We start from the raw sequence: 21,616 nt of genomic DNA, 5'->3' as shown, positions 1-21,616 counted from the left end.
AATAAGTGTAGCGATTAGCCATTCTGGGCAAAGGCTGACGCGTATAGGCAAACGCTGGCAGCTGTCGCAAGATTTAGTGACTCAGCGGCACCATAAATAGGCACCTGAACCAAAGCGTCAGCAAGAGCTGCTACCTCTGGCTCTAGACCCCAAGCCTCGTTACCAAAAAGCCAAACTGTTGGACTAGCCAAGGAAGATGTATCAACACCCGCAAGAGAGGAGCCATTGACATCGGCTGCCAATACCTGAAGCCCTGCTTGCTTGAGTGAGGCAATGGAGTGCTCGATGTCTGCTTCAACAACAAACGGAAGATGAAACATCGAACCGGTTGTTGATCTAACTACTTTGGGGTTATAGATGTCTACGCTTCCCTTGCTAAACACAACTGCATCCGCGCCCGCAGCGTCAGCTGCGCGCAAAACAGTTCCGGCATTTCCTGGATCACGTATCTGGGCTAGAAAAGCAATCAGCTTTGGCTTGGCCGCCAAGACATCCTCAAGGGATACGTGGAACTGCTGACAAACAGCAACTACTCCCTGCGGAGTTGTGGTGTCACTTAGGGCTTTCAATGCGGCATCCGAAACAATCGTGAGAGTTACTCGAGCCTGTTCGGCGCGCGAAATCAGGTCAGGGTATTTTTCTTGAAATGTTTCAGTCGCAAAGATTTTTTCAATCAACTTGGGTCTTTGAAGGGCTTCTTTGAGACCCTGTGGACCCTCAAGAAGAAAGAGCCCGGTTTCTAACCGGGACTCCTTCTTAGTAAGTTTTGCGACCCCTTTTATTTCCGCTGCCGAAGGGTCTTGAATCACTTTGGGCTAGCTCGCCTTTGGTGCTGAGGTGTCTTTTGGAAGTGCTGCCTTTGCAGTTGCAACCAATGACGCGAAAGTCTTTGGCTCGTTAACTGCAAGGTCGGCAAGAATTCTCCGGTCAACTAGCACACCAGCAAGACCTAAGCCCTGGATGAAGCGGTTGTAAGTCATTCCGTTTGCGCGTGATGCAGCGTTGATGCGCTGAATCCACAGTCTGCGGAAATCACCCTTGCGTGCTCTGCGGTCATTGAATGCATAGACCAGCGAGTGCAGCATCTGCTGCTTCGCCATACGGTAAAGCCTGGAACGCTGTCCGCGGTAACCCTTTGCGCGCTCTAATACAACGCGACGCTTCTTCAGCGAGTTGACTGCGCCTTTTACTCTTGCCATTTTCTAACTCCTAAAAAATTCGAGCCGGTTACTTACCGAGCTGCTTCTTGATGGTCTTGAAGTCGGCAGCCGAAACTACCTGGTCAGCGTTCAAGCGACGCTTGCGTCTAGATGACATGTGCTCAAGGTTGTGGCGCATGTTGATCTGCTGCTTCATGAGCTTGCCACTACCGGTAAAGCGAAAACGCTTCTTGGCACCCGAATGGGTCTTCTGCTTTGGCATTTACTTCTCTCCTGTTTCTTTAGCAGCCTCTAGGACTACTTCCTCGGTTGTTACCGCTTTGGCTTCAGCTTTTGCAGCCTTATCCGCAGCTTTCTTGGCGTCTGCCTTAGCTTCCGCTTTGTTTCTAAGTGGACCAATAACCATCACCATGTTTCGGCCGTCAATCGATGGTGTCGATTCAACTGCGCCAAACTCGGTAACTTCTTCAGCCAACTTCTGTAGCAACTTGATGCCCATCTCTGGTCGAGATTGCTCTCTTCCTCGGAAGACCACCATCACCTTCACCTTGTCGCCGGCTTTCAGAAACTTCTCAATTTGAGCCTTCTTAGTGCCGTAATCATGACCGTCGATCTTCAAACCAAAACGAACTGTCTTTAGAACAGTGTTGACCTGGTTCTTGCGGGCTTCACGAATTTTCTGTGCGGCTTCGTATTTGAACTTGCCAAAATCCATGAGCTTCGCAACTGGAGGGCTGGATTGCGGTGAGACCTCAACGAGGTCTAAGTCTGCTTGCTGCGCCATGCGCAGTGCGTCCTCAATCTTTACAACGCCAACCTGCTCTCCTAGAGCACCCACGAGGCGAACCTCGGGAACTCTGATGCGGTCATTGATGCGGGGATCGCTGATATTTACTCCTATACAGATATGACTTAGGCCACACTAAGGAGCATCTTGCCCAAAGGAGCAGAAACAAAAAAGCTTTACCCGGCAACCTATTTAGCGGAAGACGCGGGTGGGAAACTAATCCACTTCTGACCGAGATACAAGACCTCGGAGCCATGGGATAGCCTAGCATGAGACGCCCTGAAGGAGAATAGTTGTCTGATTACGACGAAATCGACCAGCAGATCACCGAGATTTCTGACCTGCCGGCAGTTGAGGTCATTGGCCGCTACGCCGTAGACCTTCTAAGCGTGGCCGCGGTCCAGTGTGGGCTAGCTGCCGATGGCCGAAAAGGCGACCTCGATGAGGCCAGAAAGCTAATAACTGCGGTGGCTGGACTGATTACCGCAGCCGCTCCTGACCTAGGTGATCACCACGCCAGGCCTCTAAGAGATGCCCTGCGCCAAGTCCAGCTTGCCTTTCGAGAAGCCTCCGTAATCAAGGACGCTCCGGGCCAAGGCCCAGGCGAGAAATTCACTGGACCAGTTAACTAGCCAACAGCTTTATTGAAACCGAGTCCACGGCCAGTGCAAACTCTTCACTTTCTGCCCAGTACTTACTAACTCGCTCCAATAACTGCCTCACATCAGCAGGGCTTGATCCATTTACTAACTTGAGAGCAACTTCTAATTCTGCGCCAGCTAACTTCGCTTCTGGATCTGCAGACCTAAGCTCAAAATCAACTACCTGACTCTCGCTTGCAACTGAGCGCTTGATAACTTCCCTAACTGAAGGTGTCAGCTCGGCTGGTTGCCAAGCAAGTGACTGTGCTATTCGAGCGATTGCGGGACGACGAATCACAAACTCGGTCTCGCTGCCCGGGTCAATAACCACCCTGGTACTTAGCTGCGAGGCAGCAGCTAAGCAAACTCTGATGGCGTCGGTTGGGACTGGTCTGGCACTTGGGTTCCAGCGCTGCATGGCAGCAACTGAAGAAAACACAACGAGCGCATCCTGATCATCCGGTGACTTTACGGTCACGATAGAAAGCTCTGCGCTCTTATCGACTTTGAGACCGTTGGCTCCAATTTCAGATTCACCAAGTTGTGCAAGCAGTGGCACCAGTAGCCTCGAAACCCTAAGGGCATCAACAACATCCGCCTGACCAAGATCACCTGATCGAAAACCTGAAATAGCAGTTACAAATTCTTCTGGTGCTGAGCCGTCATCGCCAGCAAAACGATTTTTTTCAAGCTCTCTACCCTCCCAAGGAACACCAGCCGAATCCGATAAACGATTTGGGTTAATTTCGTAGCTCACGAGTTAACAACCTTTAGTGCCTGCTCGAGGCTAAAGCGCCCCACATACAAAGCTTTGCCAAGGATTGCGCCGGCTAAACCCTTGGATCTCAGGCCCACAAGGGCCTCTAGGTCTGAAAGTTCAGCAATGCCACCGCTAGCAATAACTGGCTTGCCAGTTAGCGAAAGAACTTGTTCCAGCAGTTCAAGATTGGGTCCATTCAAAGACCCGTCTCTTTTGACATCAGTCACGACATATCTTGCGCAACCCAAATCTTCTAGCTGCTGTAGCACGGGTTCTAACTCACCCACGTCGTCGCCACTTCCGCGAGCAACCAATCTTGAACCTGAAACATCTAACGAAACAGAAATCTGCTTGCCATGGGTTGGGATCACAGACTTAACCCAATGCATATCCATCAGCGCAGAGGTTGCAAGATTAATTCTGCTGGCCCCTGTTTGCAAGGCTGCTGTAAGGGATTCCTGGTCACGGATTCCACCGGATACTTGCACATTGATTCCAGTGCAACGCGAAACCACTTCAGAAATTAGCTGTATGTTTTCACCCTTGCCGTATGCGGCGTCTAGATCGACTAGGTGGATCCAGTTGGCTCCCGAGGCAATCAACTCAGAAGCAATGTCCATTGGTGAGCCAAATGACTCATGGGAGTTCTCGTTGCCAGGTCGCACAGACAGGCTGTTGGAAATATCTATTGCAGGTAGCAGTTCGAATGAGGAAAGTTCGGGTGCTCCAGCTGCTCCAGTATCCTGGCGGCTTGAATTGCTATCTTGGCTACTCACCTTTTAACAGTAGCGCCAGGCTTTTACGGTCGCGCCTTGGTTTATCAGCGGCCCGCAGCAAAACCTACTAAGGAAGCGCGAGCCTGTCTCCAGCAACTAGGTCAGCGCTTTGCAGGTTGTTTAGCAAAATAATCTCGGTAACCCAGTCCTGCTGGTTTTGACCTTTGGCGTGAGTCTCAGCTAGCTGCCAAAGACTATCGCCTGGCATTACGGAGATGTAGTTGAAGGCGGTAGCTTGGCTGGAGCCTTGGTCAACCGCAGCGGCACTTTGGTTGAAGATCAGGCCAGCGATCATGATGACTAGGGCACTGAGCACGAACAGGGTCCGGGCTAGGCGGGCTCTACGCTTTGGGCTCATTGGGTGAATCTGGGCAGTTACTGTACTCATTTGGTTCCCTTTCCTGAGGTATTCGAACAAGTGTTCTACTTAGAACAAGATTACAAGGAACCACCGACATTTTGTCAAGAATATTGTCAATTATTCGAAAATATGTTTGATTTTGGGCTATTTTTAGAATACAGTTTCGATAAAGCCCAATAGGGCACCTCTGAAAGGGGCATTATGGACGCCAGCAAGCCTAGCCGCCGCGCCACCACTCTTAGCGCCATGCAGGAACGCATCCTGCAGGCCATCCAAAGATCCAAGACCGAGCGGGGCTATGTCCCCAGCATGAGAGAGATCGGCGATGAGGTCGGATTATCCTCACCTTCGTCGGTTACCCATCAGCTGAACCAACTTGAACTCGCCGGATACATCAGCCGTGACCCCAAGCGCCCAAGAACAATCGATGTGCTTATCGAAGTTCCAGGTTACGAAGGCGATGCCGGCTCAGAACCTGACAATGTAACTCCAATCGGCGATGCCGCGATGGTTCCGATGGTTGGAAGAATTGCCGCCGGTGGTCCAATCACCGCAGAGCAGAACATCGAAGAGATCTTCCCGCTTCCACGTCAACTTGTTGGAAAAGGTGACCTGTTTCTCTTGAAGGTAGTTGGTGAATCCATGATTGACGCAGCCATTTGCGATGGTGACTGGGTAGTAGTTCGCCAGCAACAAACTGCTGACAACGGTGACATAGTTGCTGCCTTGCTAGAGGATGAAGCAACCGTGAAAACCTTCAAGCAGCGCGATGGTCACACTTGGTTGCTACCAAGAAACTCAAGCTTTGAGCCAATCCTTGGAGACCGTGCGGTCATTCTTGGAAAAGTAGTTGCTGTTCTAAGAAGCATCTAACAAAAAGGCATTTAGCTCGCTGGCTAACTGAGGTTTGACGCGAGCTTCCATTAAGGTTCCATCATCTTTATGAATCACGCTAACTATCCGTGCTTCTGAATGGATTCTCGAAACTAGATCTCCTCTTGAGTAAGGAATCAGCGCCCTAACCAAAATCTCCGGCCTTGGCAGCAATCCCTCGATTTTCTCAAGCAGCTCAGGAATACCTTCACCAGATGCTGCGGATACCAAAATTGCTCCGGGCTCCATTCCACGAAGGGCTATCTGCTGCTCTAAATCAACTAAGTCGCACTTATTGAAAACCAGTAGCTCTTTCACGTTTTGAGCATCGACCTCGGCCAAGACATTTCGCACAGTCTGGATCTGCCCAGCAGGATCAGGGTGGGAAGCGTCAACGACGTGCACCACCAGGTCGCTGTTGGCGATCTCTTCAATAGTTGAGCGAAAGGCCTCAACCAGTTGATGCGGCAAGTCCTTTACAAATCCCACGGTGTCAGCAAGCGTGTATTCGCGGCCATCAGCGGTTTGGGTCTTTCGAACCGTTGGGTCCAATGTTGCAAACAGGGCATTCTCGACCAACACTCCCGCTCTAGTGATTCGGTTGAGCAAGGACGACTTACCAGCGTTGGTGTATCCGGCGATGGCGACAGCTGGGATCTCGTTTTTTGACCTGGAGGAGCGCATGGTTGCTCTCGCGGGAGCCATCTCTTTGATTTGCTTTCTAAGCTTTGCCATCCGGGTGTTGATGCGCCTTCTATCTAGTTCGATCTTGGTTTCACCAGGACCTCGCGAACCAATTCCAACTCCGCCACCGACTTGACCACCGGCCTGTCTCGACATCGACTCACCCCAACCGCGAAGCCTCGGAAGCAGGTACTCGAGCTGAGCTAGCTCAACTTGTGCTTTACCTTCTCTTGACTTTGCGTGCTGGGCGAAGATGTCCAAAATGATTGCGGTTCGATCAACCACCTTGACCTTGACAATGTCCTCAAGGTTTCTTCTTTGGCTTGGGGCCAATTCAGTATCGGCAATCACCGTATCTGCTTCGCAGGCAGCAACAATTGCTTTTAGTTCCTGCGCCTTACCCTTACCTAGATAACTTGCCGGGTCAGGAAATGCTCTACGCTGCAATAACCCGTCAAGAACTTGAGCACCTGCTGTTTCAGCCAAGGCTGCAAGCTCACGAAGTGAATTCTCCGCTTCTAGGACAGTGCCCCTTCCCCAGACTCCTATCAGGACGACTTTTTCTAATCTGAGCTGGCGATACTCAACATCGGTGATGTCCTGAAGTTCAGTGGATAAACCACTAACACGTCGAAGCGCTGAACGCTCCTCTAAATCGAGCTGATCACCATCAAACCCTGCGGTGTCGAAGGTGGTCGTGACAGCTTTCTTGTCTCGACCGAGAATGCGGTCAATCATCGACACTGATTGCTCCGATTCTGGTTCCATCCAACTAACACTAGTAATCAGAATTGGGATAAATTGAAGCCATGTCCTCGGATCACTACTTTTCCCAGGAACCTAAAAGCGAATACCAGCCCAAGCAAATTGAGCTCGATGTTGCTGGTGAGGTTTTCAAAGTAAGCACAGCCTCTGGAACCTTCTCTCCCCTGCGCCTCGATGTTGGAACCTCAGTTCTAATCGACCACCTCGAATTAGCTCCCAAAGATGGCAACATTCTTGACTTAGGTTGCGGTTGGGGGCCCATCGCCCTAAACCTTGCCAAGCACAGCCCCAAGGCCAAAGTGTGGGCGGTAGATGTAAACAACCGCTCGCTCGAACTAACAGCCGAAAACGCCAAAATCGTTGGGCTTGAGAACATTGAAACCGCCACACCGGACTCGGTGCCAGAAAAGCTCATGTTCTCTGGAATTTGGTCGAACCCACCGATTCGAATCGGAAAAAAGGAGCTGCACGAGCTGCTTCTATCGTGGCTTCCTCGCTTGGAGAAAAACGCATCTGCATATTTGGTAGTTCAGAAGAACCTTGGCTCCGATTCGTTGCAGAAATGGCTGACCGAAAAACTGGTTGATGGCTTCGAGGTGTCGAGGCTAACCTCGGTCAAGACTTACCGAATCCTAAAGGTACTACGAACCGCCTAAAGGCTTGCTAGATCTATTTCGCCGTCATAGGTAAGTTCCGCAGGACCGCTTATTGATACATGCTCACCGTCTTCAGTTGCAAACATACGAACCGAAACCACCCCACCCAAAGCCTGCACTTGCCACTGATTAGGAGCGGAAGCTCCTGCCCAGTACCTAGTGGCTAGCGCGGTAGCCGCGATACCGGTTCCGCACGACAGCGTCTCTCCAACCCCGCGCTCGTGGACTCTAAAGGAGAAGTAACCAACGCCATCTCTAATCATCGGCTCATTTGGAACCACAAACTCCACGTTCGCTCCATTTGCTGGAGCTGGCTCAACAATTGGTGCTTCAAAGAGCTTTAGTTGCTTCAGCTCTGAATCACTCGATAGGGCGACCACAACATGGGGGTTACCTATCTCGATTCCCTGGCCAGGCCTTGCTACTTCAATTCCACTAGCTTCCACGGTGAACTCACTTGTGAGCTTCCATCTACCAAGATCAACAGCAAACCCATTGGAGCCTTGAGTGAGATCTTTGACGCCTGCTCTGGTGCCAACGGCAAGAGTAGAGCCGCCTTCGATTTTAGCGAGCCCACGATCAAGTAGGTACCTAGCAAACACTCTCACACCGTTGCCACACATCTCAGCGGCACTGCCATCGGCGTTGTAATAGTCCATGAACCAAATGGCCGTCGGTTCAACTTCAAGAATCTCTTTACCTTCTGGAAGTTTTGCTGACTTCACGACCCTGATGAATCCATCAGCACCAATGCCAAAGCGACGGTCGCAGATCTTGGCTATTTGTTTTGAACTAAGAGATAGCTCACCTTCAGCATCTAAAACCAGCACGAAATCGTTTCCGGTGCCGTGACCCTTGGTGAAGTAGATACTTGTCATGCTCCAAGCCTACGGGCGAGAAGCAAGGAGGCCGTGACTTCGAACCAGAGCAATAGCCAAATTGGTTACCTCTGGATCTAAGGCATCGAGCCAGTTGATTCGGGTGTCACGCTTGAACCAAGACATCTGGCGTCTGGCATATTTTTGTGTCAACTTGGTGGTTGATTCAATTGCCTGCTCTTGGCTAAGCTCGCCATCCAATTGAGCTAGTGCTTGTGCGTAACCAATGGCGTAACCGGCGGTGACCGATTCACGCAGTCCCTTAGTAACTAGGCTTTGGGTTTCTTCAACCATTCCCTTACTCCACATCCCCCGCACCCGCTCCGCTAACTTGGCAACAAGTATCTCGCGATCTATTCGTAAGCCAATTTCAAGAGCCTCTTGCCAGGGCTCAATTTCATCTGGCAAAGCTGCGGCAAATGGTTCGCCGGTAAGTGTGACAATCTCAAGTGCCCTAACAATTCGGCGACCATTTTCTGGGTCAATGCGACTGGCAGCACTGGCATCGAGCTCAACAAGCTTTTGATGCATGGCGTTGGGACCTAGTTCAAGAAGCTCTTGCTCGAGGCTCGCGCGCAGATCCTTGTCCCGAACCGGAAACTCAAAGTTATTTAGAACCGCAGCAACATAAAGCATCGAACCGCCAACCAAAATTGGCATAACGCCACGGGATTGAATTTCTAGAATCTTAGCTCGAGCAATCTTTTGATACTCCGCTGCCGTTGACTCTTGCGTAACCTCCAGCACATCAACTAGGTGATGCTCTATTCCTCGTCGCTCAGCAATTGGCAACTTAGCGGTTCCAATGTCCATACCTTTATAGAGCTGCATGGCATCCGCGTTGACTATTTCAGCTTCTTGACCTTCTTGGCGCATGGCTTCAGCAATTCGAATAGCCAGTTCGCTTTTACCAGTGCCGGTCGAACCAACAACAGCAATTAGTTGCGCTGGCATTACTTTCGTTTCAAGGTGGGAAGACCGATGCTCACGCCTTTGCTGGCAACTGGGTCAACGGCGCAGGATGCGGCCTCAAGAAGATCGAATGCATCGCCAGCTCTCGTTGCAACCATTGCGTATCCAGCTGCTGGCTGATCTGCCAGCAAGAAATACGGCTTGGCGTCAGTTACCTGGACGGTGACTAGATCCCCTGGTCTTGGTTCGGTTTCGCCAGCCGGGAGCTCAAAGTGGACCAGTCTGCTATCTCGTGCTCGGCCGCTGAGTCGGTTGTTTTGCGAGTCCTTACGGCCCTCGTGGTTTCCAACCAACACCTCGACGCTCTTGCCAATCTGCTTCTTGTTTTCTTGCCAGGCGATGGCGTTCACGTGCTCGATTAGACGCTCATATCTTTCTTGAGCCACCTCTTTAGAGATTTGATCGGGCATCGTGGCAGCCGGTGTGCCAGGGCGCTTCGAGTACTGATAGGTGTATGCCATCGTGAATCGAGACAAAGTAGCAATTTCCATAGTGTCTTGAAAGTCCTGCTCGGTTTCGCCCGGGAAGCCAACAATGATGTCAGTAGTAATAGATGCTTCTGGCATAGCCGCTCGCACCCGATCCAGAATGCCTAAATACTTATCAGTTCGATAGCTGCGTTTCATGGCCTTCAAAATTGAATTCGAACCAGACTGCAGTGGCATGTGAAGATGTGGCATGACGTTGTGGGTTTCGGCCATGGCCTCAATTACGTCATCGGTGAATGCAGCAGGGTGAGGAGAAATGAACCGAACCCGCTCTAGTCCCTCAATTTCGCCACATGCCCGAAGTAGCTTTGCAAAGGCTCCGCGATCGCCAAACTCAACACCGTAGGTGTTAACGTTTTGGCCAAGCAGCATGATCTCGATAACCCCGTCATCGACCATGGCCTTGATCTCACTAAGGATTTCTCCGGGCCGACGATCTTTTTCCTTGCCGCGAAGGGCTGGGACAATACAAAAAGTGCAGCTGTTATTACAGCCCACCGAAATAGAAACCATGCCCGAATAGGTCGAATCGCGCTTGGTGGGTAGGTCGGACGGAAAAGTCTCCAGCGCCTCGATGATTTCAACCTGGGCTTCGCGGTTATGCCTGGCTCGCTCTAAGAGAACCGGCAGGGATCCCATGTTGTGAGTGCCAAACACCACGTCAACCCAAGGGGCTTTTTTGATAATCAAGTCACGATCTTTTTGAGCTAGACAACCACCAACTGCGATCTGGAAGTTCGGGTCCTCCTCCTTTTTGGCAAGGAGGGTTCCGAGGTTTCCATAGAGCTTGTTATCCGCATTCTCGCGGACGGCGCAGGTGTTGAAGATCACAACATCCGACTCCCCGGTTTCACCAGGCAGGTAACCAGCGTCTTCAAGCAGACCAGAAATGCGCTCAGAGTCGTGAGCGTTCATTTGACAGCCGTAGGTTCGAACCTCGTAGCTGCGAGTTTTGGTAAGCATCAGGCTTACGATTTTACCGCGTGGGACTCCGCTTCCCTAATGGCAGCAAAAACAATGCTGGAGCCAAAACCTCGCCTTTGCAAGAATCCAACCAATCGGCGGTTTCTCACATCGGAATCCAAGTGTGAAAGCTGCCCGTAGCGCTTGATTGCAAGCTCTGTGGCAACAGCTAGCTCGTCCTCGTCAGTTATCTCGGAGGCGACCTGATTGATTAGTTCTCGATCAAGGCCCTTGCTTTCAAGCTTGCGCTTGACCATGGAGCGTGCCAGGCCCTTGGTGCGGCGGCTGGCATCAGCTAAATCCTGGGCATAGACCTGGTCGTTGATTAGCTCTACTTCGGTGAATCGCTCGATTAGAGGCTTGGCGATCTCAATCGGAATCTCATTAGCTTCCAAAACCTCTAGAAGTTGAGCCGAAGACTTAGGGCCTTTTTCAAGTAGCCGCAAGACGATGTTTCTAGCTCGCTCTTCTAAGTTATCCACTGAGGAGAGCATGATTAGCCTGCTGACGCAGCCTTCTTAGGGGCCTCCGGGGCTACTTCTTCAACAGGTAGGTCGGCAACTGCACGAGGAACACCAACGCCAAGCTTGGACTTGATCTTCTTTTCGATTTCGTTAGCAACTTCTGGGTTCTCAATTAGGTAACTTCTAGAGTTTTCCTTACCCTGGCCTAGCTGCTCACCTTCGTAGGTGTACCAAGCACCGGATTTCTTGACCACTTCGTGCTCAACACCAAAGTCCAGCAAGCTACCCTCACGAGAGATTCCAGTTCCATAAATGATGTCGAACTCAGCCTGCTTGAATGGCGCGGCCATCTTGTTCTTGACAACCTTTACGCGGGTACGGTTTCCAACTGCCTCGGTACCGTCCTTTAGGGTTTCGATTCTGCGAATGTCTAGTCGAACCGAAGCGTAGAACTTCAAAGCCTTTCCACCGGAGGTGGTCTCTGGGCTTCCGAAGAACACACCGATCTTTTCGCGTAGCTGATTGATAAAGATCATTGTGGTGTTGGTGTTACTCAGGGCTCCAGTTAGCTTGCGAAGCGCCTGAGACATCAACCGAGCTTGCAAACCAACGTGGGTGTCACCCATCTCGCCTTCGATTTCTGCGCGCGGAACCAAAGCAGCAACCGAGTCGATAACGATGATGTCAACCGAACCGGAGCGAACTAGCATGTCCGCAATCTCAAGAGCTTGCTCACCGGTGTCTGGCTGGCTGACTAGTAGAGCGTCAGTGTCGACCCCGAGCGCCTTGGCATATTCCGGGTCCAAGGCGTGCTCGGCGTCAATGAACGCAGCAATTCCTCCAGCGCGCTGTGCGTTGGCAATAGCGTGTAGGGCAACGGTTGTCTTACCTGAAGACTCTGGCCCGTAAACTTCAACAATTCTTCCTCTTGGCAAACCACCGGTTCCAAGGGCTGCATCTAGTGCGATTGAGCCGGTTGGGATGACCTCAACAGGAGCCCGCTCGTCAGAACCGAGTCTCATTACGGAACCCTTACCAAACTGACGTTCGATCTGGGCTAGAGCAGTGTCGAGTGCTTTCTCGCGATCTGATGCTGATGGCATTTGGGTCCTCTTTCGAATTGATGTGGTTCCGAGAATACTTTTTGCTACCGACAACCTTTGGGTCAAAACACCAATTTGTGTATAACTTCGACCTTTAAACTGCCTTGGTAAGACCCTAGCAGAATTCGAACAAAATTTCGAGTATTTTTCTACTCGGCGTGTTGTTTTTTAGCTTTTTTGTCCAGACCCGCCCAACGCTCCTTTGGGACCTGCTGAACCCGGCAAATAGCCAGCCAGATCTGCTTTGGGTCTTCCCCTAAAGCCAGTAGTGAGGCGGCTGTAAGGTCTCCAAGCTCCATTAGGGCAAGGTCACGGATTAGGACATCGGATTGAGCTTTGCCGAACTCATCGGCCATTAGCTCCTGAAACTGGCTAAGACGCAAGGGTCTAGATGCGACCGCCGAGCAGGTCCTTTTCGAGCTGCTCGTTGAAGTCCTGGACGAAGCCAATTGGGACTATCAAATCAGATACTTCCTTGCCAGGCAGGCTGCTTGCCATGAATTCCTCTGGCAATACGCCTTCAACAAGGGCAATTCGGTCAGAAACCTCGCGCAACACTACAGAGAGCGGAACCTCTAGGGCCTCGGCAACGGAGGCCAAAATCTCGGAAGAAGCCTCTTTTTGGCCTCGTTCTAGCTCGCTCAGGTAGCCCAGGGCAACGCTGGCGCGGGAAGCGACCTGACGCAGGGTCTGGCCCTTCTGCAGCCTAAAGTCCCGCAGTACATCTCCGATTTCAGTTCTAACTAGTGCCACGCGACCCTCCTTTTACTTTCTTGGCTAAATCTACTCGTTGGCTCTGACATGGATAACTAGATTATCCCGCAATTTCATCCCACAGGTGTCCCACTCCCAGCAAAACCGCAGAATTCTGGATTTGGCCCCGCTCCCCAGCTAGCTGGTGGGCAAATACCTTGGTAGCCCCGGCCTGAGACACCGCAATGTACAGCTCCCCCACTGGCTTTTCGCCTTGGGCAGCAGGTCCTGCTACCCCGGTTGTAGATATGGCAATAATTTGATCAGAATCAATTCCAGTTTTGTTGGCAATTCTTGATCTCAGGCCGTCGGCCATTTGGGCAGCAACTTCTGGGTCAACCGGTCCTTGATTTTCCAACAGCTGATTCGAGACCCCGAGTAGCTCGTGCTTCAATCTCGTATCGTAAGCAACGATTCCAGTTAGCAAAACATCCGATGCTCCAGCAATTGCTGCAAACCGTGCGGTTAGTAACCCTCCGGTTAGCGATTCCGCTACGACTAAGTACTTGCTCTGGCTTCGAAGTTGATCCAGAATCTTTTCTGGTGTGGTCATTTTTTTCTAACTGCCACAAAAAACGAAATTCCAGACACCAAAGTTGCGGCAACCGCAAGGTAAATAGTGAATAGCTCGAACAGACTCCAGATCGGGAACCAAACCTCGAACGGTGCCAGCACCACTCCAATTGCAACACCTTGCAAAATTGTCTTTAGCTTCCCAGCCCAGCCCGCGGCAATCACTTCTTTCTTTGCTACCAAAGCGCGATAAGCAGTAACCAAAACTTCGCGAAGCAGGATAACTGCTGTAACCCACCAGTCAATCTCACCGAGAATCGAAAGAGCGACTAGAGCTCCGCCGATAAGAACCTTGTCGGCAACCGGATCCAAAAACTTTCCAAGATCTGTGACCTTGTCGGTTCGGCGGGCAATCATGCCATCGATACCGTCGGTTGAGATTGCTAACACAAACAAGAAAAGAGCCAGGAATCTCTGCCAAGAGGCAGGTTCAGGAAAAGCCAACAGTAAGAACACAAAAATCGGAGCCATCAAGATGCGAAGCATCGTGATGCTATTTGGCAGGTTCAAGGCCTACCCGTTAGCTGCCAAGCGTCTTCGTCGCCTTCGTCGTCATCGTTAGAAACCGTCAAAGTCTGTGGCTTGTCGCCTCGCAGCTGTGCAAGTACCGTGGCGAGCTCTTCGGGCTTTACCAAAACGTCCCTGGCCTTGGAGCCTTCGGAAGGGCCAACTATGTTTCTAGATTCCAGAAGGTCCATTAGCCTGCCAGCTTTTGCAAAGCCAACTCTTAGCTTTCGCTGCAGCATAGAAGTAGAACCAAATTGTGAGTTCACAATCAATTCGGTTGCCTGCAATAGAACCTCTAGGTCATCACCGATGTCAGAATCAACAACCCGTGCAGTTGCGGTAACCGCCACATCCGCTCGATACTCTGGCTCCATCTGGGCCTTCACGTGAGCAACAACCTGGTGTAACTCGACCTCGCCAACCCAAGCACCCTGCACTCGAATTGGTTTATTGGTGCCCATCGGGGAAAACAGCGCGTCACCTTGACCAACTAGTTTCTCAGCGCCGGTTTGATCCAAGATAACTCTGGAGTCGGTAATCGATGAAACTGAGAAAGCAAGTCGCGAGGGTACGTTTGCCTTAATCAAACCAGTAACCACATCAACCGAAGGTCGCTGGGTTGCCAACACTAAATGAATTCCGGAAGCTCGAGCGAGCTGGGTGATTCGAACAATCGAGTCTTCAACATCGCGCGGTGCGACAATCATTAGATCCGCTAGCTCGTCAACTACTACCAACAAGTACGGGTACGGCTGAAGTTTTCTTGTTGAACCTTCTGGAACGCTTAGCTCGCCTGCTACTACCGCCCTGTTGAAATCATCGATGTGCTTGAAACCAAAAGATGCCAGATCGTCGTAGCGCATGTCCATCTCTTTTACTACCCACTGCAAAGCTTCAGCAGCTTTTTTGGGGTTAGTAATGATTGGCGTAATCAAATGTGGAACACCTTGGTAGGCGGCAAGCTCCACTCGTTTGGGGTCAATCAAAACTAGCCTCACCTCAGCGGGCTTTGCCCGCATCAGGATGGAGGTAATCATGGCATTTACGAAGCTGGACTTACCGGCACCGGTAGCTCCAGCTACCAAAAGGTGTGGCATCTTCGCGAGGTTTGCCACCACGTAGCCACCCTCGACATCTTTACCGATACCGATGGTTAGCGGATGAGCTGACAACTTGGCATTTTGCGAGCGCAGCACATCGCCCAAAGAAACAGTCTCACGGTCAGTATTTGGTATCTCAATTCCAATTGCGCTCTTGCCAGGAATTGGAGCCAAGATTCGCACCTCGTTGGAGGCAACCGCGTAGGAAATATTGCTTGCCAGCCTTGTTACCGCCTCCACCTTTACTCCGGCGGCTAACTCCACCTCGTATCGAGTCACGGTTGGTCCTCTAGAAAAACCGGTCACGGTGGCATCGATGTCGAATTCTTGGAATACCGAGCTAATCGATGCAACAACTTCGTCAGTTACCTCGGATTTAAGCTTTGGTATTGTTCCTGGGCCAAGAAGAGATGGGTCGGGAAGCTTGTAAGCGCGTTGGGTCTTGCCAACTGGTGCCACAGGCTCTGAGTCCTGCTCGGGCTCATCAAATAAGACTTCTGGATCTAGCGGCTCTGCATCTAGCTCATAATCCTGCTCGGGTTCATCCTGCTCGAGCATGCCCTCAACCAAATCGATATCCTCAACAAGAGCAGAATCATAAGCGTTGTCGTCTTTTTTGGATCTTCTCCACCAAGGAGCCTTGGTGCCATCAAAGGCATCGTGCAGTTCCAATTCGCTATCGTCTTGGCTTTTTTTCTGAAGCGCGGAACCAAATAGGTACTCATAAAGCTCACCCAGCCGCTCCCCGATCTTGTTAGGAGCGGTTCGGGTCATAATCAAAACAGAACCCAGGCCAAACAGCACCAAAACTGGAACAGCGCCCCAGATCGAGATTGTAGAAACAAAAGGTATGGCAATTAGCCAGCCAAGCAGCCCGCCGGCTTCGCTAAGGGCTACTACCCCATCGGTTGGTTGCGGCTGAGCGCTAAATAGGTGAAAAAACCCTGATGCCACCATTAGTAGCAAAAACAATCCAATTCCAATGCGCGAGTTGTCCCGTGTGGTTGATGGGTGCCTTGCCAAATAGACAGCAAAAACAATCATGATTACCGGCAGCACAAAAGCCACGGGGCCAAAAAGCATCCCGAAGGTCCAGGCATGCAATAGCTGTGCCCAAGGCTCCTGGATCAAAAACCAGCTAAAGACAATCCCCAGAACACCAAGTAACGCCATGAAAAATGGTGGCCCATCACGGCGATCTTCCTTGGCTAACTTCTCATGGGAAAAAGCCCTGGCTGTGGCACCAAAACCGTGGGCTAGGGCCAGATAAAACCTGGTGGCTATAGAAACATTAGGCTTAGCCGACTTAGCCGAGCCAAGAACCTGGGTTTTGGCCGTGGCGCGCTTAGACGCAGGAGTCGATTTTCGAGTTGCCATGACTTTTAAACTACTAGCGGCCTGGCCAAAACCTGCGGAACCTAGGCGGCTAGCCGTGGATAACTACCGGAATGATCATCGGGCGTCTGCGGTGAGCTTTGGAAACCCAGCCTCCGACGCTTCGACGAATCACCTGCTGCAACTGATGGGTATCTTTGATTCCCTCTCTTGCAGCCAATAGCAGAGCCTTTTCTATCTGAGGCTTCACGTCATCAAAGACGTGATCTTCTTCAGCAAATGCCCGAGCTCTAATCTCAGGACCTGCGGTAATCAAACCTGTTCTAGGGTCGATAACCACAAATACCGATATGAATCCCTCTTCAGCAAGAATGCGACGATCTTTTAGGTCTTCCTCAGTGATGGTTCCAACCGTCTTACCGTCTACAAACAGCAACCCACATTCGACCTCTCCGACTACTTTGGCTACACCGTTAGCCAAATCGATCACAAAGCCATCTTCGGCCAAAATAATGTTTTCTGGCTTGACTCCAGTTTGCTCCGCTAGCCTGGCGTTAGCTATCAGGTGACGATACTCACCGTGAACTGGCATAACGTTTTTAGGCTTCAGGATGTTGTATACGTAGAGTAGCTCTCCGGCTGCGGCGTGACCTGAGACATGAACCTTGGCGTTACCTTTGTGAATCACATTGGCGCCAAGCTTGGTAAGCCCATCAATGATTCGGTAGACCGCGTTTTCGTTTCCAGGAATCAAGGAGCTTGCCAAAATCACAGTGTCACCTTCGGCAATTTCAATATCGTGCTCCAGATTCACCATGCGAGACAGAACCGCCATTGGCTCACCCTGGCTACCGGTGGACATAAACACTACCTGGCTTGGATCAAGACTGAGTGCGTCTTTCAATTCAATAAGCGCGCCGTCGGGAACATCTAGGTAACCAAGCTCGCTGGCGATGTGCATATTGCGCACCATCGATCTTCCAACTAGCGCAACTTTGCGGCCGTTATGAACCGCTGCATCAATTACCTGCTGGACTCTATGAACGTGCGAGGAAAAAGAGGCAACAATGACTCGCTTTTTGGCCCGACCAATTACGTCTTCTAAAACTGGTCCGATGTCTTTTTCCAAAGGAGTAAAGCCAGGAACATCAGCGTTGGTTGAATCACACAAAAACAGATCCAGCCCAGCTTCACCGATTCTAGAAAATGCCCGAAGGTCGGTAAGCCTGCCATCAAGTGGAATCTGATCCATCTTGAAATCTCCGGTATGCAAAATCGTTCCGGCCTTTGATTTGATTACAACCGCAAGCGCGTCAGGAATCGAATGATTCACCGCAACGAATTCAAGTTCGAAATCTCCCATGGTCTCCACGTCTCCTTCTGAGACGGTGTGGGTGAAAAGGCTCATTTTGTGCTCTTTGGCCTTGGCTTCAATGAAGGCCAAAGTTAGCGCAGAGCCAATGATTGGAATATCGCCTTTTAGGCGAAGCAGGTACGGCACTCCCCCGATGTGATCTTCGTGGCCGTGGGTCAAAACCAATCCGATGATGTCATTTAGCCGATCGCGAAGATAGCCAAAGTCAGGCAGGATTACGTCCACACCTGGCTGGTTCTCTTCGGGAAACAAGACACCGCAATCAACAATGAGTATCTTGCCGTTGATTTCAAAGACTGTCATGTTGCGACCGATCTCGCCAATTCCACCGAGTGGAATAATTCTCATGACATCTTTTTGAAGCTTTGCCGGTAGCGGCAGGGTCTGAACCACAGGTTCTACTTTCTTGCTTTAGCGGGTTGTGCCTGCCACCTTAGGCAAAGCACCGCCAGCGGCAGCGTTTCTATCTGGTCTAAAGTTCTCAAAAGAAAGTCCTGGCACAGTGCCGACTTTCTCTATTCCATCTTCAATGCGAGCAGCCTCGTCATCTTCTGGTCCAACTAATGGCAATCTAACACGGGCTGATGAAATCATGCCTAGGCCATCTAAGACATACTTTGCAGCCACAGTTCCTGGAACGTGAGTCATGATGGCTCGCTGCAGTGGTTCGAGTGCGTTGTGAACGCTTAGCGCATGGTTGAAATCATTGCGGTTGGTAGCATCAACCAGTTCTCGGTACGCGGCTGGGGCTACGTTTGCTGTCACGCCAATCAAACCGGTAGCGCCAATAGATAAGTGCGGCAATACGTTCGAATCATCGCCTGAGAAATACATCAAGTCAGTTTCATTCATCAATCTGGAAGCTTGAGCTAGGTCCCCCACGGCATCTTTTACCGCGATGATGTTTGGGTGCTTGGCTGCTCTATGAAAAGTTTGCTGCGAAATAGCAACACCGGTTCTACCTGGAATGTCATACAAGATAACCGGCAAATCAGTTGAATCCGCAATCAGGCGGAAATGAGTCAATATTCCAGCCTGAGTTGGCTTGTTGTAATAAGGAGTCACGATCATGACTCCATCGGCACCAGCTTTTTCACTTGCTTTGTAAAGCTGCATGGCGTGTGCGGTTTCGTTTGAGCCACCGCCAGTAATGATCTTTGCTCGTCCCGCTGCCACTGATTTTCCAACTTCAACGAGCTTGATCTTTTCTGGGTCAGTTAGTGTGCTGGTTTCACCGGTAGTTCCAGTCACCACAATTCCGTCTGCACCATTTGAGATCACATAATCCATGTGCTTTTCGACAGAACCCCAGTCGACCTCACCCTCAGGGGTCATGGGCGTCACAAGAGCAACGAGCACTTGCCCGAAGATACCTTGGTTTGTTTTGGCCATGGATAAACCTTAGCCCAGAGCTAAGTTAGGGTGCTACTCGACCGTTTTGGTTGAAGGTCTCGTAGGTAAATGGCATCAGCTTGGCCCAGAAATCTTCCATCTTCTCAGCACACATTTCTATTTCACGCTGTGGGAAAGATGGGAAGTGGGTGCCCTCGCGCTTGGTTCGAAGGCTTAGAAAGTTCATCAGTGCACGTGAGTTCATGGTCACATACATGCTCGAGTAAATGTTAAGAGGCAGCACGATACGAGCCACCTCTCTGGCAACTCCTGCTTCGAGCATTCTCTGATAGGACTCGTAGGCGCTAATTGAAGCAGTTCTAGATTCTTGCTCCACTAGTGCAATCTGTTCCGCTGATCCTGGCAAGAATTCGTAGTGACCAGTTTTGCCGGTTTGGACCAAGTTACGATCTGGTCCTGGAATGTAAAACACTGGAGAAAGCTCTTTGTAGCGACCCGACTCTTCGTTGTAGCTAGCAATTCGGTGGCGCATGAATTCTCTAAATACAAAAATTGGCGCCTGAACATAAAAAGTCATGGAGTTGTGCTCAAACGGAGAACCGTGACGATCGCGCATCAAATAGTTGATTAGTCCTCGGTCGCGAGAGTCAGCCTCAGCGTCCTTGTTGGCTGTTGCCGCCTCTAGGGATTGCTCTCCTTGGGTTGAAACCCTCGCGGCAAACAGCACATCCTGGTCACTGGCGTTGGATCGGACTAATTCGACCGTGACATCGGATCTAAAAACTACTTCGGACATTTGACCAGCTTATCTAGAACCAAGCAAGGAGCTGGCAAGGCCCCTCGTGAGCCCAAAAATTTCTCAAAAATCGGGCATAATCCGAACCGTAACCAAGTTGACTACAGGTGGAGCAAGAACCGACCGAATTGAGGAAGCTTTGGATTTTCGAATCACCATCATTGCCGCGCTGGTGCTGGTAGCCCTCTCGGCTGGATTCTGGTGGCGAGCAAGAACGGGCCGAGCCAAGCTGGTGCGCTCGGGGGAAATTGTCGATCTTGGAAAACTGAAGGCCACTAGGGCCGGCAAGCCCGTTACCAGCTTTGGAAAGAAGGCAACCTTGTTGCAGTTTTCCACCGAGGTTTGTTCAATCTGTGTCCAGACCGCCAAATACTTCAAAGAGCTGGAGTCAAAAAACCCAGATCTAACTCATATAGAGGTTGACCTAACAGACCGCATGGATCTGGCAGCTCACTTCAACGTCATGCAAACCCCCACCACTTTGGTCCTGGATCGAACCGGCAAGGTTCAAGCCCGAATCGGTGGCGCACCAAAACTAAACGTCATTCAACAAGAACTAGCGAAACTGGAGATCAAATGAACACATCAAACCAAACACCTGCGCCCAAAGGAATCGACCCAAGAGGCCCTAGATTTGGAGCCGCAATAACCTCAGTACTTATGGTTTTGGTAATTTACCTAAGCCTTGCTGCCGAAACAATCAACCTAGCTTTGGGAATCATGATTTTCGCGGTAACGATGTTTGTTTTCGGAACCGCATTGGGACCTGCCAAGCACCCTTACTCATACGTGTTCAAGTATCTAGTTCGACCAGCGCTAAAGCCGCCGACAGCACTTGAGAACGCAACACCGGTGCACTTCGCGCAGTTCGTTGGATTGCTTGTCACTGGAACCGGACTAGTGCTGCACCTTCTGGGTGTTGCCTACGCTCTGCCGGTTGCAGCAGCAGCGGCATTCACTGCAGCGTTTTTAAACGCTGTCTTTGCTTACTGCCTGGGCTGCCAGATGTATTTGGGGCTAAAAAGAATTGGTGTAATACCTTCAAAGAGTTAGCTAGTTCGTCCGAGGGCGATTGCTTGTCGCATCGCCTTTCGGGCTCTAGCCCTATCCCCCGCGGCATCATAGGCAAGGCCTAACGCAAACCAGGTTCTCCAATTAGATTCGTCGGCCTCAACTATCTCGCGATACTTGCCAAAGATTGCTTCTGCTGAATCTTTTGTTGGACGACCGCTTGGTTGAAGCTCAAACTCAAAGCGTGGCCAGGCGTTTTCTTGCTTTAGAACTTCGCCAAGTTTTTCAATCCTCAAACCAAATCTAAGCTCAAGAAAAATTCCCCAAGCCGCAACAACTGGAAGAAATAGCATCAAAGATCCAATAGCTACCGCAACTGGCTCACTCGAGCCAATAAGTGCCAAAGAGCGCTCTCCGACAAGGGTGAGATAGACACCCAATAGGCCAGTCATGACAATTGCCCCAAGTTTTGCGGAGGTCAA

At 50.8% G+C, this 21,616-nt stretch carries 27 protein-coding genes; 5 read left to right on the top strand and 22 right to left on the bottom strand.

The genetic code is table 11. The features are described 5' to 3' along the window. Positions 1 to 14: 14 nt before the first annotated feature. From AC9UCN_RS03240 to infC, 4 genes are read right to left on the bottom strand one after another with little or no spacing between them, the layout of a single operon-like run. Positions 15 to 809, bottom strand: coding sequence for a TrmH family RNA methyltransferase (locus AC9UCN_RS03240; protein ID WP_509523623.1), 795 nt, complete (start codon positions 807 to 809; stop codon positions 15 to 17). Positions 810 to 815: 6 nt separating this feature from the next. Then, positions 816 to 1,199, bottom strand: coding sequence for a 50S ribosomal protein L20 (rplT, locus tag AC9UCN_RS03235; RefSeq protein ID WP_509523622.1), 384 nt, complete (start codon positions 1,197 to 1,199; stop codon positions 816 to 818). A gap of 28 nt (positions 1,200 to 1,227) precedes the next feature. Next, complete coding sequence (gene rpmI, locus AC9UCN_RS03230) at positions 1,228 to 1,422, bottom strand: 50S ribosomal protein L35 (protein ID WP_506558340.1); 195 nt, start codon at positions 1,420 to 1,422, stop codon at positions 1,228 to 1,230. Next, positions 1,423 to 2,049, bottom strand: coding sequence for a translation initiation factor IF-3 (gene infC, locus AC9UCN_RS03225; protein WP_509523663.1), 627 nt, complete (start codon positions 2,047 to 2,049; stop codon positions 1,423 to 1,425). Between the two features lie 191 nt (positions 2,050 to 2,240). Between infC and AC9UCN_RS03220 the strand changes: the two genes are divergently transcribed. After that, on the top strand, positions 2,241 to 2,579 hold the full coding sequence (locus AC9UCN_RS03220; RefSeq protein WP_509523620.1) for a DUF1844 domain-containing protein: 339 nt from the start codon (positions 2,241 to 2,243) through the stop codon (positions 2,577 to 2,579). On the opposite strand, the gene AC9UCN_RS03215 is transcribed toward AC9UCN_RS03220, so the two are convergent. From AC9UCN_RS03215 to AC9UCN_RS03205, 3 genes are all read right to left on the bottom strand, one after another. Beyond that, a complete protein-coding gene (locus AC9UCN_RS03215) occupies positions 2,572 to 3,345 on the bottom strand; it encodes an SseB family protein (RefSeq protein ID WP_509523619.1) in 774 nt (257 codons plus the stop codon). The genes AC9UCN_RS03220 and AC9UCN_RS03215 overlap by 8 nt on opposite strands. After that, positions 3,342 to 4,124, bottom strand: a complete 783-nt coding sequence (locus AC9UCN_RS03210; protein ID WP_509523617.1) for a HisA/HisF-related TIM barrel protein — start codon at positions 4,122 to 4,124, stop codon at positions 3,342 to 3,344. Before AC9UCN_RS03210 ends, AC9UCN_RS03215 begins: the two co-directional genes overlap by 4 nt. 67 nt (positions 4,125 to 4,191) lie before the next feature. Further along, positions 4,192 to 4,512: a LysM peptidoglycan-binding domain-containing protein gene (locus AC9UCN_RS03205; protein ID WP_509523615.1), complete on the bottom strand. Its 321-nt coding sequence runs from the start codon at positions 4,510 to 4,512 to the stop codon at positions 4,192 to 4,194. 174 nt (positions 4,513 to 4,686) lie between these two features. Between AC9UCN_RS03205 and lexA the strand changes: the two genes are divergently transcribed. Then, positions 4,687 to 5,358, top strand: a complete 672-nt coding sequence (gene lexA / locus AC9UCN_RS03200; RefSeq protein WP_509523613.1) for a transcriptional repressor LexA — start codon at positions 4,687 to 4,689, stop codon at positions 5,356 to 5,358. On the opposite strand, the gene hflX is transcribed toward lexA, so the two are convergent. Next, positions 5,344 to 6,810, bottom strand: coding sequence for a GTPase HflX (gene hflX, locus AC9UCN_RS03195; RefSeq protein ID WP_509523611.1), 1,467 nt, complete (start codon positions 6,808 to 6,810; stop codon positions 5,344 to 5,346). The genes lexA and hflX overlap by 15 nt on opposite strands. 41 nt (positions 6,811 to 6,851) lie before the next feature. Here hflX and AC9UCN_RS03190 point away from each other — a divergent pair, with 41 nt between their 5' ends. Then, a complete protein-coding gene (locus AC9UCN_RS03190) occupies positions 6,852 to 7,463 on the top strand; it encodes a class I SAM-dependent methyltransferase (protein WP_509523609.1) in 612 nt (203 codons plus the stop codon). On the opposite strand, the gene dapF is transcribed toward AC9UCN_RS03190, so the two are convergent. From dapF to thyX, 13 genes are all read right to left on the bottom strand, one after another. Then, complete coding sequence (dapF, locus tag AC9UCN_RS03185) at positions 7,460 to 8,341, bottom strand: diaminopimelate epimerase (RefSeq protein ID WP_509523607.1); 882 nt, start codon at positions 8,339 to 8,341, stop codon at positions 7,460 to 7,462. The two genes, AC9UCN_RS03190 and dapF, sit on opposite strands and share 4 nt — an antisense overlap. A gap of 9 nt (positions 8,342 to 8,350) precedes the next feature. Next, positions 8,351 to 9,295 (bottom strand): tRNA (adenosine(37)-N6)-dimethylallyltransferase MiaA, encoded by a 945-nt coding sequence (gene miaA / locus AC9UCN_RS03180; RefSeq protein ID WP_509523605.1) that lies wholly within the window; start codon positions 9,293 to 9,295, stop codon positions 8,351 to 8,353. Beyond that, entirely contained in the window at positions 9,295 to 10,764 is a 1,470-nt protein-coding gene (gene miaB, locus AC9UCN_RS03175; protein ID WP_509523603.1) for a tRNA (N6-isopentenyl adenosine(37)-C2)-methylthiotransferase MiaB, read from the bottom strand. The genes miaA and miaB overlap by 1 nt, the downstream gene beginning before the upstream one ends. 5 nt (positions 10,765 to 10,769) lie before the next feature. Beyond that, entirely contained in the window at positions 10,770 to 11,258 is a 489-nt protein-coding gene (locus AC9UCN_RS03170) for a regulatory protein RecX (protein ID WP_509523601.1), read from the bottom strand. Between the two features lie 2 nt (positions 11,259 to 11,260). After that, entirely contained in the window at positions 11,261 to 12,331 is a 1,071-nt protein-coding gene (recA, locus tag AC9UCN_RS03165; RefSeq protein WP_509523599.1) for a recombinase RecA, read from the bottom strand. A gap of 149 nt (positions 12,332 to 12,480) precedes the next feature. Then, positions 12,481 to 12,714 carry a DUF3046 domain-containing protein gene (locus AC9UCN_RS03160; protein WP_509523597.1) on the bottom strand — a complete coding sequence of 78 codons (234 nt, stop codon included), beginning with the start codon at positions 12,712 to 12,714 and terminating at the stop codon, positions 12,481 to 12,483. A gap of 4 nt (positions 12,715 to 12,718) precedes the next feature. Then, positions 12,719 to 13,084, bottom strand: coding sequence for a helix-turn-helix domain-containing protein (locus AC9UCN_RS03155; RefSeq protein ID WP_509523595.1), 366 nt, complete (start codon positions 13,082 to 13,084; stop codon positions 12,719 to 12,721). 61 nt (positions 13,085 to 13,145) lie between these two features. Next, positions 13,146 to 13,637, bottom strand: coding sequence for a CinA family protein (locus tag AC9UCN_RS03150; protein ID WP_509523593.1), 492 nt, complete (start codon positions 13,635 to 13,637; stop codon positions 13,146 to 13,148). Beyond that, positions 13,634 to 14,167 carry a CDP-diacylglycerol--glycerol-3-phosphate 3-phosphatidyltransferase gene (pgsA, locus tag AC9UCN_RS03145; protein WP_509523591.1) on the bottom strand — a complete coding sequence of 178 codons (534 nt, stop codon included), beginning with the start codon at positions 14,165 to 14,167 and terminating at the stop codon, positions 13,634 to 13,636. Before pgsA ends, AC9UCN_RS03150 begins: the two co-directional genes overlap by 4 nt. Continuing rightward, positions 14,164 to 16,641, bottom strand: coding sequence for a DNA translocase FtsK 4TM domain-containing protein (locus AC9UCN_RS03140; protein ID WP_509523589.1), 2,478 nt, complete (start codon positions 16,639 to 16,641; stop codon positions 14,164 to 14,166). Before AC9UCN_RS03140 ends, pgsA begins: the two co-directional genes overlap by 4 nt. Positions 16,642 to 16,690: 49 nt before the next feature. Further along, positions 16,691 to 18,322 (bottom strand): ribonuclease J, encoded by a 1,632-nt coding sequence (locus tag AC9UCN_RS03135; RefSeq protein WP_509523661.1) that lies wholly within the window; start codon positions 18,320 to 18,322, stop codon positions 16,691 to 16,693. 63 nt (positions 18,323 to 18,385) lie between these two features. Then, on the bottom strand, positions 18,386 to 19,366 hold the full coding sequence (gene dapA / locus AC9UCN_RS03130) for a 4-hydroxy-tetrahydrodipicolinate synthase (RefSeq protein ID WP_509523587.1): 981 nt from the start codon (positions 19,364 to 19,366) through the stop codon (positions 18,386 to 18,388). Positions 19,367 to 19,391: 25 nt separating this feature from the next. Further along, the gene (gene thyX / locus AC9UCN_RS03125; protein ID WP_509523586.1) at positions 19,392 to 20,123 is read right to left on the bottom strand and encodes an FAD-dependent thymidylate synthase; all 732 of its coding nucleotides are present in this window, start codon (positions 20,121 to 20,123) and stop codon (positions 19,392 to 19,394) included. A 46-nt stretch (positions 20,124 to 20,169) separates the two neighbouring features. On the opposite strand from thyX, the gene AC9UCN_RS03120 reads away from it, so the two are divergent. Both AC9UCN_RS03120 and AC9UCN_RS03115 read left to right on the top strand, forming a co-directional pair. Continuing rightward, positions 20,170 to 20,703 (top strand): TlpA family protein disulfide reductase, encoded by a 534-nt coding sequence (locus AC9UCN_RS03120; RefSeq protein WP_509523584.1) that lies wholly within the window; start codon positions 20,170 to 20,172, stop codon positions 20,701 to 20,703. After that, positions 20,700 to 21,176: a DUF4395 domain-containing protein gene (locus tag AC9UCN_RS03115; RefSeq protein WP_509523582.1), complete on the top strand. Its 477-nt coding sequence runs from the start codon at positions 20,700 to 20,702 to the stop codon at positions 21,174 to 21,176. The genes AC9UCN_RS03120 and AC9UCN_RS03115 overlap by 4 nt, the downstream gene beginning before the upstream one ends. Here the strand turns inward: AC9UCN_RS03115 and AC9UCN_RS03110 are convergent. Then, the gene (locus tag AC9UCN_RS03110; RefSeq protein WP_509523581.1) at positions 21,173 to 21,616 is read right to left on the bottom strand and encodes a hypothetical protein; all 444 of its coding nucleotides are present in this window, start codon (positions 21,614 to 21,616) and stop codon (positions 21,173 to 21,175) included. The genes AC9UCN_RS03115 and AC9UCN_RS03110 overlap by 4 nt on opposite strands.

Origin of the sequence: Rhodoluna sp. (assembly GCF_036721215.1) — a bacterium.
Lineage (GTDB): Bacteria > Actinomycetota > Actinomycetes > Actinomycetales > Microbacteriaceae > Rhodoluna.
This window is presented reverse-complemented; position numbering and strand designations above follow the sequence as displayed.

What these genes read in the sequence shown, in the direction of transcription:
- rplT (WP_509523622.1), bottom strand. Translation starts at nt 1,199, where the DNA reads ATGGCAAGAGTAAAAGGCGCAGTCAACTCGCTGAAGAAGCGTCGCGTT.
- rpmI (WP_506558340.1), bottom strand. Translation starts at nt 1,422, where the DNA reads ATGCCAAAGCAGAAGACCCATTCGGGTGCCAAGAAGCGTTTTCGCTTT.
- AC9UCN_RS03205 (WP_509523615.1), bottom strand. Translation starts at nt 4,512, where the DNA reads ATGAGTACAGTAACTGCCCAGATTCACCCAATGAGCCCAAAGCGTAGA.
- lexA (WP_509523613.1), top strand. Translation starts at nt 4,687, where the DNA reads ATGGACGCCAGCAAGCCTAGCCGCCGCGCCACCACTCTTAGCGCCATG.
- hflX (WP_509523611.1), bottom strand. Translation starts at nt 6,810, where the DNA reads ATGGAACCAGAATCGGAGCAATCAGTGTCGATGATTGACCGCATTCTC.
- AC9UCN_RS03190 (WP_509523609.1), top strand. Translation starts at nt 6,852, where the DNA reads ATGTCCTCGGATCACTACTTTTCCCAGGAACCTAAAAGCGAATACCAG.
- dapF (WP_509523607.1), bottom strand. Translation starts at nt 8,341, where the DNA reads ATGACAAGTATCTACTTCACCAAGGGTCACGGCACCGGAAACGATTTC.
- miaA (WP_509523605.1), bottom strand. Translation starts at nt 9,295, where the DNA reads ATGCCAGCGCAACTAATTGCTGTTGTTGGTTCGACCGGCACTGGTAAA.
- miaB (WP_509523603.1), bottom strand. Translation starts at nt 10,764, where the DNA reads ATGCTTACCAAAACTCGCAGCTACGAGGTTCGAACCTACGGCTGTCAA.
- AC9UCN_RS03170 (WP_509523601.1), bottom strand. Translation starts at nt 11,258, where the DNA reads ATGCTCTCCTCAGTGGATAACTTAGAAGAGCGAGCTAGAAACATCGTC.
- recA (WP_509523599.1), bottom strand. Translation starts at nt 12,331, where the DNA reads ATGCCATCAGCATCAGATCGCGAGAAAGCACTCGACACTGCTCTAGCC.
- AC9UCN_RS03150 (WP_509523593.1), bottom strand. Translation starts at nt 13,637, where the DNA reads ATGACCACACCAGAAAAGATTCTGGATCAACTTCGAAGCCAGAGCAAG.
- AC9UCN_RS03140 (WP_509523589.1), bottom strand. Translation starts at nt 16,641, where the DNA reads ATGGCAACTCGAAAATCGACTCCTGCGTCTAAGCGCGCCACGGCCAAA.
- AC9UCN_RS03135 (WP_509523661.1), bottom strand. Translation starts at nt 18,322, where the DNA reads ATGAGAATTATTCCACTCGGTGGAATTGGCGAGATCGGTCGCAACATG.
- dapA (WP_509523587.1), bottom strand. Translation starts at nt 19,366, where the DNA reads ATGGCCAAAACAAACCAAGGTATCTTCGGGCAAGTGCTCGTTGCTCTT.
- thyX (WP_509523586.1), bottom strand. Translation starts at nt 20,123, where the DNA reads ATGTCCGAAGTAGTTTTTAGATCCGATGTCACGGTCGAATTAGTCCGA.
- AC9UCN_RS03115 (WP_509523582.1), top strand. Translation starts at nt 20,700, where the DNA reads ATGAACACATCAAACCAAACACCTGCGCCCAAAGGAATCGACCCAAGA.